Source organism: Aquabacterium sp. (assembly GCF_041915145.1).
GTDB lineage: Bacteria > Pseudomonadota > Gammaproteobacteria > Burkholderiales > Burkholderiaceae_C > Aquabacterium.
Genome location: NZ_JAYSBZ010000001.1, coordinates 23,879 through 38,562 on the forward strand (window position 1 = coordinate 23,879; position 14,684 = coordinate 38,562).

Annotated in this window: 14 protein-coding genes; 11 read left to right on the forward strand and 3 right to left on the reverse strand. The window is 63.7% G+C overall.

Translation table 11 applies throughout. The features are described from left to right. Positions 1 to 44 precede the first annotated feature (44 nt). Both ACE3SS_RS00110 and ACE3SS_RS00115 read right to left on the reverse strand, forming a co-directional pair. Complete coding sequence (locus ACE3SS_RS00110) at positions 45 to 524, reverse strand: peroxiredoxin (protein WP_374590032.1); 480 nt, start codon at positions 522 to 524, stop codon at positions 45 to 47. A gap of 110 nt (positions 525 to 634) precedes the next feature. After that, a complete protein-coding gene (locus tag ACE3SS_RS00115) occupies positions 635 to 1,015 on the reverse strand; it encodes an Mth938-like domain-containing protein (protein ID WP_374590034.1) in 381 nt (126 codons plus the stop codon). Between the two features lie 166 nt (positions 1,016 to 1,181). Here ACE3SS_RS00115 and ACE3SS_RS00120 point away from each other — a divergent pair, with 166 nt between their 5' ends. From ACE3SS_RS00120 to clpB, 9 genes are all read left to right on the forward strand, one after another. Further along, positions 1,182 to 2,408, forward strand: a complete 1,227-nt coding sequence (locus tag ACE3SS_RS00120) for a pyridoxal phosphate-dependent aminotransferase (protein ID WP_374590036.1) — start codon at positions 1,182 to 1,184, stop codon at positions 2,406 to 2,408. A gap of 55 nt (positions 2,409 to 2,463) precedes the next feature. Next, complete coding sequence (locus tag ACE3SS_RS00125) at positions 2,464 to 3,774, forward strand: homoserine dehydrogenase (RefSeq protein ID WP_374590159.1); 1,311 nt, start codon at positions 2,464 to 2,466, stop codon at positions 3,772 to 3,774. 17 nt (positions 3,775 to 3,791) lie between these two features. Continuing rightward, a complete protein-coding gene (thrC, locus tag ACE3SS_RS00130) occupies positions 3,792 to 5,204 on the forward strand; it encodes a threonine synthase (protein ID WP_374590038.1) in 1,413 nt (470 codons plus the stop codon). A 20-nt stretch (positions 5,205 to 5,224) separates the two neighbouring features. Continuing rightward, a complete protein-coding gene (gene mobB, locus ACE3SS_RS00135; RefSeq protein ID WP_374590040.1) occupies positions 5,225 to 5,782 on the forward strand; it encodes a molybdopterin-guanine dinucleotide biosynthesis protein B in 558 nt (185 codons plus the stop codon). Then, a complete protein-coding gene (gene glp / locus ACE3SS_RS00140) occupies positions 5,757 to 7,034 on the forward strand; it encodes a gephyrin-like molybdotransferase Glp (protein ID WP_374590042.1) in 1,278 nt (425 codons plus the stop codon). Before mobB ends, glp begins: the two co-directional genes overlap by 26 nt. Then, positions 7,031 to 7,300 (forward strand): MoaD/ThiS family protein, encoded by a 270-nt coding sequence (locus ACE3SS_RS00145; RefSeq protein WP_374590044.1) that lies wholly within the window; start codon positions 7,031 to 7,033, stop codon positions 7,298 to 7,300. Before glp ends, ACE3SS_RS00145 begins: the two co-directional genes overlap by 4 nt. Positions 7,301 to 7,322: 22 nt before the next feature. Then, on the forward strand, positions 7,323 to 7,832 hold the full coding sequence (locus ACE3SS_RS00150; protein WP_374590046.1) for a molybdenum cofactor biosynthesis protein MoaE: 510 nt from the start codon (positions 7,323 to 7,325) through the stop codon (positions 7,830 to 7,832). A gap of 13 nt (positions 7,833 to 7,845) precedes the next feature. Then, the gene (crcB, locus tag ACE3SS_RS00155; protein WP_374590048.1) at positions 7,846 to 8,223 is read left to right on the forward strand and encodes a fluoride efflux transporter CrcB; all 378 of its coding nucleotides are present in this window, start codon (positions 7,846 to 7,848) and stop codon (positions 8,221 to 8,223) included. 91 nt (positions 8,224 to 8,314) lie between these two features. Next, the gene (gene clpB, locus ACE3SS_RS00160) at positions 8,315 to 10,909 is read left to right on the forward strand and encodes an ATP-dependent chaperone ClpB (RefSeq protein ID WP_374590050.1); all 2,595 of its coding nucleotides are present in this window, start codon (positions 8,315 to 8,317) and stop codon (positions 10,907 to 10,909) included. Between the two features lie 89 nt (positions 10,910 to 10,998). Here the strand turns inward: clpB and ACE3SS_RS00165 are convergent, their stop codons facing one another. Next, positions 10,999 to 11,976 carry an NADPH:quinone oxidoreductase family protein gene (locus ACE3SS_RS00165; protein WP_374590052.1) on the reverse strand — a complete coding sequence of 326 codons (978 nt, stop codon included), beginning with the start codon at positions 11,974 to 11,976 and terminating at the stop codon, positions 10,999 to 11,001. 94 nt (positions 11,977 to 12,070) lie between these two features. Here ACE3SS_RS00165 and nadB point away from each other — a divergent pair, with 94 nt between their 5' ends. Together nadB and ACE3SS_RS00175 are read left to right on the forward strand one after the other, a co-directional pair. After that, complete coding sequence (nadB, locus tag ACE3SS_RS00170; protein WP_374590054.1) at positions 12,071 to 13,693, forward strand: L-aspartate oxidase; 1,623 nt, start codon at positions 12,071 to 12,073, stop codon at positions 13,691 to 13,693. Positions 13,694 to 13,787: 94 nt separating this feature from the next. Continuing rightward, positions 13,788 to 14,672: an acyltransferase gene (locus tag ACE3SS_RS00175; protein WP_374590056.1), complete on the forward strand. Its 885-nt coding sequence runs from the start codon at positions 13,788 to 13,790 to the stop codon at positions 14,670 to 14,672. Positions 14,673 to 14,684: the final 12 nt, after the last annotated feature.

Genomic DNA, 14,684 nt, shown 5'->3' on the forward strand with positions numbered 1-14,684 from the left:
TGAGCGATAACCAGCGGTGAGCCGGTTGGCTCACATGAGCCAGGTTAGGCGGCTTCCTTCTTGAGCGTCTTGACAGCCTTGAGCACTTCATCGACGTGTCCGGCAACCTTGATGCCGCGCCATTCTTCACGCAGCACGCCATCGCCATCGATCAGAAAGGTGCTGCGTTCGATACCCTTGACCTTCTTGCCGTACATGATCTTGTTCTTGACCACGCCGAACATGTGACACAGTTTTTCTTCGGTATCGGCGATCAGCTCGAACGGCAACTCAAGGTTCTGCTTGAACTTGTCGTGAGATGTCATGTTGTCTCGCGACACACCGAAAACGACCGCGCCAGCCTTGGCGAAGTCCTTGTGCTTGTCGCGAAACTGCATCGACTCGGTGGTGCAGCCTGGTGTATGGTCTTTTGGGTAGAAATAAAGCACCACGATCTGACCGGCGAAGGCTTGGGGGCTGAACTTCACGCCTCCGGTTGCAAGCGCTTCAAATTCCGGCAGAGGTTTGTTGAGAGCTGGCGTCATGAAGTTTGGGGATGAATGCCGTCACGTGAATAGTCGGCGATTATAAATCTTTGTGCCGGCTTTCTTGCGAAAACGACATGCAATGGCTGAGCCCGGCGTATGAATTGGCTTCAGGTCGACGCCTGCAGCAGCAAGGCCGCCACGACGTTGCGCCCCTCGGCGGCCAGCACGTTGAAGGTTCGGCACGCGGCGGCGGTGTCCATGGTTTCGATGCCGATGCGGCGCGCCATCAGCGCGGTCAGCAAGATTGGCTGAACGAAACGCAAGCGTGGGCCGCTGCCAAAAATCACCAATTCCGGCGACACATTCAGGATCCGGCCAAAGTGTTCGACTGTCAGGTCTTCGTGATTCGTCACGTGCCATGGCAGGACGGTTCCGCTGGCTGGCAAAAGCACGGACTCACGCCATGCTTGCCCGTTGATCACGATGTGCTCGTTGGTGCACGCGTTCACCACGTTGACGCCGATGGCGCGATCAGGCTGGAGTTTCAAGGTTCAGGGCACTTGTTCGATGGGCCGCACCACATTCGCGCCCGGGGCGCGTCGTGGCCTGTGTGGTTTAATTTTATCTTTTCGCGCCTGCGCAACACAGGCACCGGCGTGGCGCGGCCGGATCGGTTCAGTGCGTGTGTCTTTCTCTTCTATCTGGAGCCATCCCTTGAAACCCGTCGTGAAGTCCAGCAAGCTCGCCAACGTGTGTTACGACATTCGTGGACCCGTGCTGGCGAAGGCGCGGGAGATGGAGGAAGAGGGGCAGAAGATCATCAAGCTCAACATCGGCAACCTGGCCGTGTTCGGGCTGGAGCCGCCCGACGAGATCGTGCAGGACATGATCCGCAATCTGCCCGACGCCGCCGGCTATACCGATTCGAAGGGTCTGTTCGCGCCGCGCAAGGCTGTGGTGCATTACTGCCAAGAGAAAAAGATCGGCGGGGTGACTGTCGATGACGTCTATCTGGGCAATGGCGCGTCCGAATTGATCGTGATGGCGATGAACGCCTTGCTGAACGACGGCGACGAAGTGCTGCTGCCGGCGCCCGATTACCCGCTCTATACAGCTGCGGTGTCGTTGTCGAGTGGACGCCCGGTGCATTACCTGTGTGACGAGCAGAACGAGTGGCTGCCGGACATCTCAGATATCCGGGCCAAGATCACACCGCGCACCAAGGCGATCGTCGTCATCAACCCGAACAACCCGACCGGGGCGTTGTACCCCGAGTCGATCCTGCAAGAGATCGTGCAGGTGGCTCGCGAGCACGATCTGATCGTGTTTGCCGACGAGATCTACGACAAGACGCTGTTTGATGGCAACACGCACACCAGCATCGCCTCGTTGGCCGACGATGTGTTTTTCGTGACCTTCAACGGGTTGTCGAAGAACTACCGTTCCTGCGGCTACCGTGCCGGCTGGATGGTGGTGTCGGGCGAGAAGAAGCACGCCAAGGACTACATCGAGGGTCTGAACATGCTGGCTTCGATGCGCCTGTGCGCCAATACGCCGGGGCAGTTGGCGATTCAGACTGCACTGGGCGGCTACCAGAGCATCAAGGATCTGGTCGCGCCGACCGGTCGGCTGTGCCGCCAGCGCGATCTGGCCTACGAGATGCTCAGCGCCATCCCGGGCGTGAGTGTCGTCAAGCCCAAAGCGGCTTTGTACATGTTCCCGCGGCTCGACCCCAAGATGTATCCGATCGAGGACGATCAGCAATTCGCTTATGAGTTGCTGGCCGAAGAGAAGGTGCTGATCGTGCAAGGCTCGGGCTTCAACTGGCCGGGCACCGACCATTTCCGGCTGGTCTTCTTGCCGAATTCGGACGACCTGGCCGAGGCCGTGAAGCGCATCGGGCGCTTCCTCGACGGCTACCGCAAACGTCACGGTCAATAAAACAACATCGTCGCCAGCTCTCGGCGACTGGAGCATCAAGATGAAAGCACCCTCCCTGGGCCCCATCCGCGTCGGCTTGCTCGGCATCGGTACCGTTGGCAGCGGCACCTTCAATGTGCTGCGCCGCAACCAAGACGAAATTCGCCGTCGCGCCGGGCGTGGCATTGAAATCACTGTGGTGGCCGATCTCGATGTGGAGCGCGCACGCGCCATCGTCGGCGACGGCGTGAAGGTGGTGGGCGACGCCAAGGAGGTGATCGCCGACTCGAACGTCGATATCGTCATCGAGTTGATCGGCGGTTATGGCGTGGCACGCGCTCTGGTGCTGGACGCCATCAAGGCTGGCAAGCACGTGGTCACCGCCAACAAGGCCTTGCTGGCCGTGCACGGCACCGAGATTTTTGCCGCGGCCCGAGAGCGCGGCGTGATGGTGGCTTTTGAGGCAGCGGTGGCCGGGGGCATCCCGATCATCAAGGCACTGCGTGAAGGCCTGACCGCCAACGAGATCCAGTGGATCGCCGGCATCATCAACGGCACGACCAACTTCATCTTGAGCGAAATGCGCGACAAGGGGCTGGACTTCGACGTCGTGCTCAAGGAAGCTCAACGCCTGGGCTACGCCGAAGCCGACCCCACCTTTGACATCGAAGGCGTGGACGCTGGCCACAAGGCCACGATCATGAGCGCCATCGCGTTCGGCGTGCCGGTGCAGTTCGACAAGGCTTACGTCGAGGGCATCACCAAGCTGCAGGGCGCGGACATCGCTTACGCCGAGCAACTGGGTTATCGCATCAAGCTGCTGGGCATCACGCGGCGCCGTGAGCACGGCATCGAGTTGCGCGTGCACCCCACGCTGATCCCGGCCAAGCGCCTGATCGCCAACGTCGAAGGCGCGATGAACGCCGTGGTGGTGCAGGGCGATGCCGTGGGCACCACGCTCTACTACGGCAAGGGTGCGGGCTCCGAGCCCACTGCCTCGGCTGTCATCGCCGATCTGGTCGATATCACCCGCCTGCATACCGCCGACCCCGATCATCGCGTGCCGCATCTGGCCTTCCAGCCCGACGAGCTGTCGAACACGCCGATCCTGCCCATCGAGCAGGTTCGTACTTCGTTCTACCTGCGCCTGCGCGTGGCCGACCAGACCGGCGTGCTCGCGACGCTCACGCGCATCCTGGCCGACAACGAGATCTCGATCGACGCGGTGTTGCAGCGCGAGGCCGGCGAGGACGAGAAGCACACCGACCTGATCATCCTGACCCACGACACCGAAGAGGGCCGCATGAATCAGGCGCTGGCTCAGTTGCAGGCGCTGCCAACCGTGCTCGCACCCATCGTGCGGATCCGCAAAGAAGAATTGGCCTGATAGCGGCCTGACTGACCATGAAATACATCAGCACCCGTGGCGACCAGGCGGCGCGTGGTTTTTCGGAGATCCTGCTTGAAGGTCTGGCCCCGGATGGCGGGTTGTATCTGCCGACGCATTACCCCAAGGTCGATGACGCCACGCTTACCAAGTGGCGCAACCTGCCGTATCACGAGTTGGCGTTCGAGATCCTGTCGCTCTATATCGACGACATCCCGGCCGCCGATCTGAAGGCGCTGACGGCCAAGACGTATACGCAGCAAGTGTTTGGCACCCCGCAAATCGTGCCACTCAAGCCGCTCGAAGCGGGCGTGCAGCTCGAAGCCTTGTCCAACGGCCCGACGCTGGCCTTCAAGGACATGGCCATGCAGTTGCTCGGTAACCTCTTCGAGTACGAATTGGGTCGCCGTGGCGAGCAGCTCAACATCCTGGGTGCCACCTCGGGCGACACCGGCAGCGCGGCCGAATACGCCATGCGCGGCAAGAAGGGCGTGCGCGTGTTCATGCTGAGCCCCCACGGCCGCATGAGCCCGTTTCAGCAGGCCCAGATGTTCAGCCTGCAAGATCCGAACATCCACAACCTCGCCGTTGAAGGTGTGTTCGACGACTGCCAGGACATCGTCAAGGCGGTCAGCAACGACCTCGAATTCAAGCGCCAGTACAAGATCGGTACGGTCAACTCGATCAACTGGGCGCGTCTGCTGGCGCAGGTCGTTTACTACTTCGCGGGTTACTTCCAGGCCACGAAGAACAACGACGAAAAGATCAGCTTCACGGTGCCATCGGGCAACTTCGGCAACATCTGCGCGGGCCACGTGGCTCGCCAGATGGGCCTGCCGATTCACAAGCTCGTGGCGGCGACCAACGAGAACGACGTGCTCGACGAGTTCTTCCGCACCGGCACCTACCGCGTGCGCAAGGGCGCCGAGACGTACGAAACATCGAGCCCGTCGATGGACATCTCGAAGGCCTCGAACTTCGAGCGCTTCGTGTTCGACCTGCTGGGCCGTGATGGCCATCGCACCCGCGCCTTGTTCAAGGACGAAGTCGAGCAGCGCGGGGCCTTCACGCTCGCGCCGGCTGAATTTGGCCGGGTGACGCAATTCGGCTTCGCGTCGGGCAAGAGCACGCACGCCAACCGTCTGGCGACCATCAAGGACACCTTCGAGCGCTTCGGCGTGATGATCGACACCCACACGGCCGACGGCCTGAAGGTGGCGCGCGAACACCTCGACCCGGGCATCCCGATGCTGGTGCTCGAGACCGCCTTGCCGGTGAAGTTCGCCGAAACCATTCGCGAGGCGTTGGGGCGCGATCCGGTTCGACCGGCAGGGTTGGAAGGGCTCGAAGCCTTGCCCAAGCGCTTTGTGGTCAAGCCGGTCAACACCCAGGCGATCAAGGACTACATCGTTCAGCATTGCGCTGACTGATCGCCATCCGGGTTGGTTCGATGTCCGTCATTCGCGTGATTGGCTTTGCAGGGTGGTCCGGCTCGGGCAAGACCACGCTGATCGAGCAGGTGATCCCGCTGCTGTGCGAAGCGGGGTGCTGGGTAGGCGTCATCAAGCATGCCCATTGCCGCTTCGACATGGATGTGCCGGGCAAGGACTCCTGGCGGCATCGGCAGGCCGGTGCCAGCGAGGTGGTGGTGGCCTCGGCGCGCCGCACGGCCGTCTTGCGTGAGCACGCTGTCGAGGCCGAAATGAGCCTGCCGGACCTGCTGAGCGAGTTGCGCCCGCCGCGTGACGGCTCGCCAGCCTGGGTGCTGGTCGAGGGGTTCAAGTACGACCCGATTCCGAAAATCGAGGTGTGGCGCGCTGTCTGTGCCCAGCCGTTGCGCCATCTGAATGACCCGCAAATCGTGGCGGTGGCAACCGACCCTGACCCTGTCTGGCCCGATTCCGGCGTGCCGGCTTTGCCCGTCTTGAACCTGAACGACCCCAAGGGCGTCGCCGCGTTTCTGCTGGACAATGCAGGCCGCTATGAATACCCCTTTCCCTTCCGCTGAGCCCGCGTCGCCCGGCCAGCCGGCTGGCAGCAAAAGCCTGATGACGCTCGACGCCGCACTGGCGCAGGTGCTGGCCACCATATCCGGGCCGACCGATATCGAGTTGAGCGACACTTTCGACGCGCTAGGCCGCACCTTGGCGCAAAACCTGCACTCCACCGTTGACGTTCCGCCACTCGACAACAGCGCGATGGACGGCTACGCCGTGCGCTGTGCCGACGTGGCCGAGGCGGGGCAGAGCCTGCCAGTCAGCCAGCGCATTCCAGCCGGCACGATCGGATCGGAGCTGCAGCCGGGTACGGCTGCACGCATCTTCACCGGCGCGCCGGTGCCCCCCGGAGCCGATGCCGTCGTCATGCAAGAGCAATGCGAAGCCAGCGGCCAGGGCGTCGATCTCGTTGTCAAGGTGATGACGGTGCCTCGCCCGGGACAGAACATCCGCCGCCGCGGCGAAGACATCGCACAAGGTGGCGTGGTGCTGCCGCAAGGGGCGTGCTTGTCGCCTCAGGCGCTTGGAGTCGCCGCATCGGCCGGCTTGGCGAAGGTGCCGGTGTGGCGCCGCCCCCGCGTGGCGCTTTTCAGCACGGGCGACGAGCTGGCCATGCCCGGGCAGCCGCTCAAGCCGGGCGGCATCTACAACTCCAACCGCTTCACCTTGCGAGGGCTGATCCAGGCGGCAGGTGCCGAGTGCATCGATCTGGGCATCGTGGCCGATTCGCTGGACGCCACCCGAGCGGCGCTGCGCCAGGCGGCCCAGGGCGCCGACCTGATCGTGACCAGCGGCGGCGTGTCGGTGGGCGAAGAAGACCACCTGAAGCCCGCCGTGCAGGCCGAAGGCGAGCTGTCGTTGTGGCAGTTGGCGATCAAGCCGGGCAAGCCGCTGGCTTTTGGCCGCGTGGCCCGTACGCCCTTCATGGGCTTGCCGGGCAACCCGGTGGCCAGCTTCGTGACGTTCTTGATCGCGGTGCGGCCGGTGCTTGCCAAGCTGGCAGGTCGAGCCCAGGTTGCGCCAACCCATCGGATGCTGCGTGCCGATTTCGACTGGCCCAAGGCCGACAAGGCGCGGCGCGAATTCTTGCGGGTGCGACGAAATGAGCAAGGCGGCGTCGAGCTGTATCCCAACCAGGGTTCCGGCGTGCTGACCTCGGCCGTGTGGGCCGATGGCTTGGTGGACCTGGCGCCCGGCCAGGTGGTGCAACGCGGCGAGTTGGTTCGATTCATCGCGTTTTCAGAGTGGGGCTTGGGAGCATGACGACCGTACGTGTGCAAGTGCGCTATTTCGCTTCGGTCCGCGAGGCATTGGGCGAGGGCGAGGTGCTCGACGTGGCCGATGGCACGACGCTGTCGGCCTTGCGCGACCAGTTGATTGCCCGCAGCGCCGCTCACGCCGAGGCATTGGCGCACGACCGCCCACTGCGCTGCGCGCTGAACATGGACATGTGCAGCGATGCCGAACCCATCCGCGCTGGCGGGGGGGCGGTCGAGGTAGCGTTCTTTCCGCCGGTAACGGGCGGCTGACCGGCGGCAGGTGAGAGACTCTATGAGCTGGCAGGTACGCATCCAGACCGAGGACTTCGATCTCAGCCGCGAAGTGGCGGCGCTGCGGGCGGGCGACCTCGAAATTGGCGGCGTGACGGCGTTTGTCGGCACGGTGCGCGACGTGGCGCCGGCCGGCAGCGAGCCCGGTCTGCAGGCCATGGAGCTGGAGCACTACCCGGGCATGACCGAGCGGGCCATCGAGCAGATGATGGGCGAGGCCCGTCGCCGCTTCGATCTGCGCGCCGGCCTGGTGATTCACCGGGTCGGGCGGCTGTTGCCGGGCGAGCAGATCGTGCTGGTGGCGGTGGCGTCCAGGCACCGTCATGCGGCCTTTCAAGGTGCCGAGTTCTTGATGGACTGGCTCAAGACCGATGCGCCGTTCTGGAAGAAGGAACACACGGCCCAAGGTGGTCAGTGGGTGTCAGCCCGGCAAAGCGATGACGAAGCCGTGGCTCGCTGGGGCGTGCGCTCGGGCAACGCCGGGGTCCAACCGGTGCCGAAGCAGGAGTGATGCGGTGGGCAGCATGAACCTGATGCAACTGTTGGCCGTGGTCATTGGCTCAGCCTTGGGCGGGGTGGTGCGGTGGCGGGCGGGGCTCTGGCTGAATCCGGCTTGGCATGGCTTTCCACTGGGCACCCTGGCCGTCAATTGTGCGGGCGGCATGTTGGCAGGCATGGGGCTGGTCTACTTTCAGCGCAGCCCGAACGAAACGCTGCGGCTGCTGTGCGTGGTCGGTTTTCTGGGCGGGCTGACCACGTTTTCGACCTTCTCGGCCGAGTCGCTGTCGCTGCTGCTCAAGGGGCGCTTCGAGCTGGCCGCGTTGCACAGCTTTATCCACGTTTTCGGCGCTTTGGCGGCTGCGGCGGCGGGCGCGCGCTGGATGCGCAGCTGGCTGGCCTGACGCACCGCACAAAAAACACGGGGTTCACCGCAAGACCGGGCTTGAAAAGTCGCCCACACTCCCTATCTGCTGAGCAGACCAAGGAGACCTTATGCGACTCGACAAGCTCACCACCAAGTTCCAAGAAGCGCTGGCCGAAGGCCAAAGCTTGGCACTCGCGCGAGACAACCCCTACATCGAGCCGGCGCACGTGCTGCTGGCGATGATCCAGCAGACCGACGGCCCCAAGGCCCTGCTGGCCCGGGCGGGCGTCAACACCGCTGGCTTGGCCAAGGCCCTTGAAACCGAGCTGAGCTGCATCCCCCAAGTGCAAGGCGGCGAGACGGTGCAGGCCGGGCGCGACACCGTGGCGCTCATCCAGGGCGCCGAGAAAGAAGCCCTCAAGCACGGCGACCCCTACATCGCCAGCGAGATGTTCTTGCTGGCGCTCACCGACCACAAGGGCGACACCGCCAAGCTGGCGCGCGAGCACGGCCTGACCCGCAAATCGCTCGAAACCGCCATCGAGGCGGTGCGTGGCGGCCAGAAGGTGGACAGCCCCGATGCCGAGGGCCAGCGCGAGGCGCTCAAGAAATACACGCTCGACCTCACCGAGCGCGCCCGCCTGGGCAAGCTCGACCCGGTGATCGGTCGCGACGACGAAATCCGCCGCGCCATCCAGGTGCTGCAGCGTCGCTCGAAGAACAACCCGGTGCTGATCGGCGAGCCGGGCGTGGGCAAGACGGCCATCGTCGAGGGCCTGGCCCAGCGCATAGTCAATGGCGAAGTGCCCGACACCCTGCGCGATAAGCGCGTGCTGGTGCTCGACATGGCCGGCCTGCTGGCAGGCGCCAAGTTCCGCGGCGAGTTCGAAGAGCGCTTGAAGGCCGTGCTGAAGGAGGTGGCACAGGACGAAGGCCGCATCATCCTGTTCATCGACGAGATCCACACCATGGTCGGGGCTGGCAAGGCCGAAGGTGCCATCGACGCCGGCAACATGCTCAAGCCCGCCCTGGCGCGCGGCGAGTTGCATTGCATCGGCGCGACCACGCTGGACGAGTACCGCAAGTACGTCGAGAAAGACGCCGCCCTGGAGCGCCGCTTCCAGAAGGTGATGGTTGACGAGCCGACGGTGGAGGCGACCATTGCCATCCTGCGCGGCCTGCAAGAAAAGTACGAGGTGCACCACGGCGTGGAGATCACCGACCCGGCCATCGTGGCGGCGGCCGAGTTGAGCAATCGCTACATCACCGACCGTTTCTTGCCCGACAAGGCCATCGACCTGATCGACGAGGCCGCAGCCAAGATCAAGATCGAAATCGACTCGAAGCCCGAGGCGATGGACAAGCTCGACCGCCGGCTCATCCAGCTCAAGATCGAGCGCGAGGCCGTGCGCAAGGAGAAGGACGAAGCCTCGATCAAGCGCATGGGCCTGATCGAGGAAGAAATCTCGAAGCTCGAGCGCGAATACGCCGATCTCGAAGAGGTCTGGAAGGCCGAGAAGGCCCAGGCCCAGGGCTCGGCGCAGGTCAAGGAAGAGATCGACAAGATCAAGTTCCAGATCGAAGAACTCAAGCGCAAGGGCGACTTCAACAAGGTCGCCGAGCTGCAATACGGCAAGCTGCCGGAGCTGGAAAAGCGCCTGAAAGAGGCGCAAGCCAAAGAAGCGTCCAAAGAACAGGGCGGTTCCGGGCCGAAGCTGCTGCGCACCCAAGTGGGCGCTGAAGAAATCGCCGAGGTGGTGGCGCGTGCCACGGGCATCCCGGTCAGCAAGCTGATGCAGGGCGAGCGCGAGAAACTGCTGCAGATGGAAGGCAAGCTGCACGAGCGCGTGGTGGGGCAGCACGAAGCCATCGTGGCCGTGAGCAATGCCATCCGCCGTTCTCGCGCGGGGCTTAGCGACCCGAACCGGCCGCTGGGCAGCTTCTTGTTCCTGGGCCCGACGGGCGTGGGCAAGACCGAGCTGTGCAAGGCGCTGGCCGGCTTCTTGTTCGACAGCGACGACCACATGGTCCGCATCGACATGAGCGAGTTCATGGAGAAGCACTCGGTCAGCCGCCTGATCGGCGCGCCTCCGGGCTACGTAGGCTACGAAGAAGGCGGGGCGTTGACCGAGGCCGTACGGCGCAAGCCCTACAGCGTGGTGTTGCTCGACGAGGTCGAGAAGGCCCACCCGGACGTCTTCAACGTGCTGTTGCAGGTGCTTGACGATGGTCGCCTGACCGATGGCCAAGGGCGCACGATCGACTTCAAGAACACGGTCATCGTGATGACGTCAAACCTGGGTTCGCACCAGATCATGCAACTGGCCGGCCAAGACCCCGAAATCATCCGCGAGGCGGTGTGGGTCGAGGTGAAGCAGCACTTCCGCCCCGAGTTGCTCAACCGCATCGACGAGACGGTGGTGTTCCACGCGCTCGACGAAGCGAACATCAAGTCGATCGCGAAGATCCAGCTCAAGGGCCTGGAGCGGCGCCTCGAAAAGATGGAGATGAAGCTCGAAGTGAGCCCGGCCGCGCTGGCCGAGATCGCCAAGGTCGGCTTCGACCCGGTGTTCGGGGCGCGTCCGCTCAAGCGGGCCATCCAGGCGCAGATCGAGAACCCGGTGGCCAAGCTGATCCTGGAAGGGCGGTTCGGCGCGAAGGACGTGATCCCGGTCGAGGTGAGCGAAGACGGCAAGTTCACCTTCGGGCGCACGGTGCACTGAAGCGGGCAAGCCTCACGGCCTTGAGTCCAACGAAAAGCCCCGCGCGGTTGCGGCCGCAGCGGGGTTTTTTTATTGCGAGCAGAGCGGGCTCAGTCGTTGAGCAGCACCACCTTGCCGTGGACCTTGCGAGAGGCCATCAGCGCAAACGCTTCTTTGAGTTCGGTCATCTTGAACTGGCTCTCGACGACCGGCTTGATCTTGCCCTCGGCGTACCACATGGCCAGTTGCATGACCACGCCCACGTTGTTCTGCGGCTCGCGCTTGGCGAACTCGCCCCAGAACATGCCCATGATGCTGGCACCCTTGAGCAGTGGCAGGTTGAGCGGGATGGCCGGGATGTTGCCTTGCGCGAAGCCCACCACCAGGTAGCGACCGCGCCAGCCGATCGAGCGGAAGACCGGCTCGGCCAGGTCGCCGCCCACCGGGTCGTAGACCACATCGGGGCCCTTGCCGTCGGTGAGCTGCTTGATCTGCTCGCGGATGTCGCCCTGGCTGTAGTTGATGGTGGCGTCTGCTCCCAGTTGTTTGCAGAACGCACATTTGTCGTCCGACGAGGTGGCGGCAATCACCTTGGCACCCGCTGCCTTGGCGATCTGGATGGCCGCGGTGCCCACGCCACCCGCGGCGCCCAGCACCAGCACCGTCTCGCCTGCCTTGAGCGCGGCGCGGTCCATCAGCGCGTGGTAGGTGGTGCCGTAGGTGCACAAGAAGGCAGCCGCGTCCGCAAAGGTGAAGTTGGGCGGCAGGGGCATGAGCACGGCGGCAGGCGCCACGACGTGGGTGGCAAAGCCGCCCAGGCCGCCGAAGCCCGCTACGTTCATGCCCGGTGCAAGGTGCTTGACGCCTTCGCCCACGGCTTCGACCACCCCAGCGAATTCGGCGCCCGGCACGAATGGCGTGGGCGGTTTCATCTGGTATTTGTTCTGCACGATGAGCAGATCGGGGAAGTTCAGGCTGGCCGCCTTGATGGCCACGCGCACTTCGCCCTTGCCGGGTTCTGGCGTGGGTTGCTCTTTCCAGGTCAGGGCTTCGGGGCCGGTGGGGTTGTCGCAGATCCAGGCTTGCATGATGGGGTGTCCTCGGTACGGATGTTGTTCGTTGCTGCGGCCGGCATGCTAACGCGGTCAAGGTGGATCGAGGGGGTCGATAGAATCGCGCGCCATGAGCATGCCTTCTGCTGAACTTCCTGTTGTTGTGGTGGGTGCCGGTCTGGCGGGCCTCACCGTGGCTTTGCATCTGGCGCAATCCCGCCCCGTGATCGTGCTGGCCAAGCGACAGCTCGAAGAAGCCGCCACGGCCTGGGCGCAAGGCGGCATCGTTGGGGTGCTGGGCAGCGACGACAGCATCGCCAGCCATGTGCGCGACACGCAAGAAGCCGGTGCCGGGCTGGTGGATCAGCACACCGCCGAGTTCATCGCCCAGCACAGCGCGCGAGCCATCGAATGGCTGGTGGCGCGCGGCGTACCGTTTTCGCCCGACCCCGAGGGGCCATTGGGCCTGCACCTCACGCGCGAGGGCGGCCACACCGTGCGGCGCATCGCTCACGCCGCCGACGCCACGGGCAAGGCGATCCACGATGTGCTGCTCGCCGAGGCGCGTCAGCATCCCAACATCACGCTGCGCGAGCGCTGGATTGCGATCGATCTCATCACCGGGCGGCATCTCAAGAAGAGCGACACGACCCCTGATCGCTGCTACGGCGTCTATGCACTCGACATCGATGGGCAGCGCGTCGAAACCTTGGCCGCGAGTGCCGTGGTGCTGGCCAGCGGCGGCGTGGGCAAGGTCTACCGCTACACCACGAACCCCGACACCTCGACGGGCGACGGCATCGCCATGGCGTGGCGGGCAGGCTGCCGCATCGGCAACATGGAATTCGTGCAGTTCCACCCGACCTGCCTGTATCACCCGCAAGAGCGCAGTTTTCTGATCACCGAGGCATTGAGAGGCGAGGGCGCCATTTTGCGTCTGCCCGATGGCACACGGTTCATGAAGGACCACGATGAGCGAGGCGAGTTGGCGCCGCGCGATATCGTGGCCCGCGCCATCGACTTTGAAATGAAAAAGCATGGCCTGGATCATGTGTGGCTCGATGCCACCCACCTGGACGGCGATTTCTTGCGAGAGCACTTCCCGACCATCTACGCACGTTGCCTGTCTTTGGGCATCGACATTACCAAGCAGCCGATTCCGGTGGTGCCCGCCGCGCATTACACCTGCGGCGGCGTGGTGACCGATCTGCACGGCCGCACCGACTTGCCGGGGCTGTACGCCGTGGGCGAGACCACCTACACCGGACTGCATGGTGCCAACCGGCTGGCCAGCAATTCGTTGCTCGAGTGCGTGGTGCTGGGACGTACCTGTGCTGACGACATCCTGGCGCGCACCGCCGATGCGCAGACCAAACTGCCCGCCTGGGACGAAAGCCAGGTCGAAGACGCCGACGAGGAGGTCGTGATCTCGCACAACTGGGACGAACTGCGCCTGGTGATGTGGAATTACGTGGGCATCGTGCGTACCACGCGCCGTCTGGAGCGCGCCTTGCATCGCATCAAGCTGCTGCGCAGCGAGATCGACGACTACTACGCCAACTTCCGCGTCACGCGCGACCTGCTGGAATTGCGCAACCTGGTCGACTGCGCAGAGCTCATCGTGCGATCGGCGTTGGCGCGCCGCGAGAGTCGGGGTCTGCACTTCAGCCGCGACTACCCCTACACGCTGCCGGTGAGCTTCCCGACCGTGCTGTCGCGCAAGCCCAAACGCAAAGACGCGTGGCTGCCCTGATTTCTGGCGTACCGCAACAGAAATTTGACGTAGCGCAGTTCTTGCAAGCTTGAACGGTTCCGATAATCCGCACCTTTCGTTGTCAGATCCAACCATGCCGAACCGTTTCATCGCCGCGATCAAAGGGTCCATTGCCAGCGTGTTGCTGGCCACCAATGTGCTGGTGATCTTCACCGCCATGATTCCGCCAGCGCTGATCAAGGCCGCCATTCCGTCCACGGCGGTACGCAAGGCGTGCGACCATCTGCTCAACGCCTTGGCTCAGACTTGGGTTGGGTGCAATGGCTGGTGGATCGCCTTGATGCAGCGCGTGCGCTGGGACGTCTCGGGGCTCGACAAGCTCAAGTCGCGCGGCTGGTACCTGGTGAGCAGCAATCACCAGAGCTGGGTCGACATCCTGGTGCTGCAGAAGGTCTTCTCCGGCAAGATTCCGTTTCTGAAATTCTTTCTCAAGCGCGAGTTGATTTATGTCCCGGTGATGGGGTTGGCCTGGTGGGCGCTCGACTTTCCGTTCATGCGCCGTCAGGGCGACAAGCGCAGCATGGCACGCGACATGGCCGAGACGCGCAAGTCGTGCGAGCGCTTCAAGCTCATTCCGACGTCGGTGATCAATTTCATGGAAGGCACGCGCTTCTCAGCCGCCAAGCACGCCGAACAGAAGTCGCCATATCGCAACCTGCTGCGCCCCAAGCTGGGCGGCATGACGATGGCGTTGGCCACGATGGGGGATACCTTCGACGCGATGCTCGACGTGACCATCGTCTACCCCCGCGGCGTACCCACGTTCTGGGATCTGCTTTCGGGCAAAGTGAGCGACGTGATCGTCCGCGTCAATGAGGTGCAGATTCCAGCTGACCTGAGGGTTGGCGAGCGTGCGCTGGAAAAAGACTTCAGAGTCCATCTCCAGTCCTGGGTGGGCGAACTCTGGTCTGAAAAAGATCGCTACATCGACGAGATCAAGACGTCCTTCAAGCCTTGATGGCAAAAATTC

What these genes read in the sequence shown, in the direction of transcription:
- ACE3SS_RS00165 (WP_374590052.1), bottom strand. Translation starts at nt 11,976, where the DNA reads ATGCAAGCCTGGATCTGCGACAACCCCACCGGCCCCGAAGCCCTGACC.
- nadB (WP_374590054.1), top strand. Translation starts at nt 12,071, where the DNA reads ATGAGCATGCCTTCTGCTGAACTTCCTGTTGTTGTGGTGGGTGCCGGT.
- ACE3SS_RS00175 (WP_374590056.1), top strand. Translation starts at nt 13,788, where the DNA reads ATGCCGAACCGTTTCATCGCCGCGATCAAAGGGTCCATTGCCAGCGTG.
- ACE3SS_RS00145 (WP_374590044.1), top strand. Translation starts at nt 7,031, where the DNA reads ATGACGACCGTACGTGTGCAAGTGCGCTATTTCGCTTCGGTCCGCGAG.
- ACE3SS_RS00110 (WP_374590032.1), bottom strand. Translation starts at nt 524, where the DNA reads ATGACGCCAGCTCTCAACAAACCTCTGCCGGAATTTGAAGCGCTTGCA.
- mobB (WP_374590040.1), top strand. Translation starts at nt 5,225, where the DNA reads ATGTCCGTCATTCGCGTGATTGGCTTTGCAGGGTGGTCCGGCTCGGGC.
- ACE3SS_RS00150 (WP_374590046.1), top strand. Translation starts at nt 7,323, where the DNA reads ATGAGCTGGCAGGTACGCATCCAGACCGAGGACTTCGATCTCAGCCGC.
- thrC (WP_374590038.1), top strand. Translation starts at nt 3,792, where the DNA reads ATGAAATACATCAGCACCCGTGGCGACCAGGCGGCGCGTGGTTTTTCG.
- glp (WP_374590042.1), top strand. Translation starts at nt 5,757, where the DNA reads ATGAATACCCCTTTCCCTTCCGCTGAGCCCGCGTCGCCCGGCCAGCCG.
- crcB (WP_374590048.1), top strand. Translation starts at nt 7,846, where the DNA reads ATGAACCTGATGCAACTGTTGGCCGTGGTCATTGGCTCAGCCTTGGGC.
- clpB (WP_374590050.1), top strand. Translation starts at nt 8,315, where the DNA reads ATGCGACTCGACAAGCTCACCACCAAGTTCCAAGAAGCGCTGGCCGAA.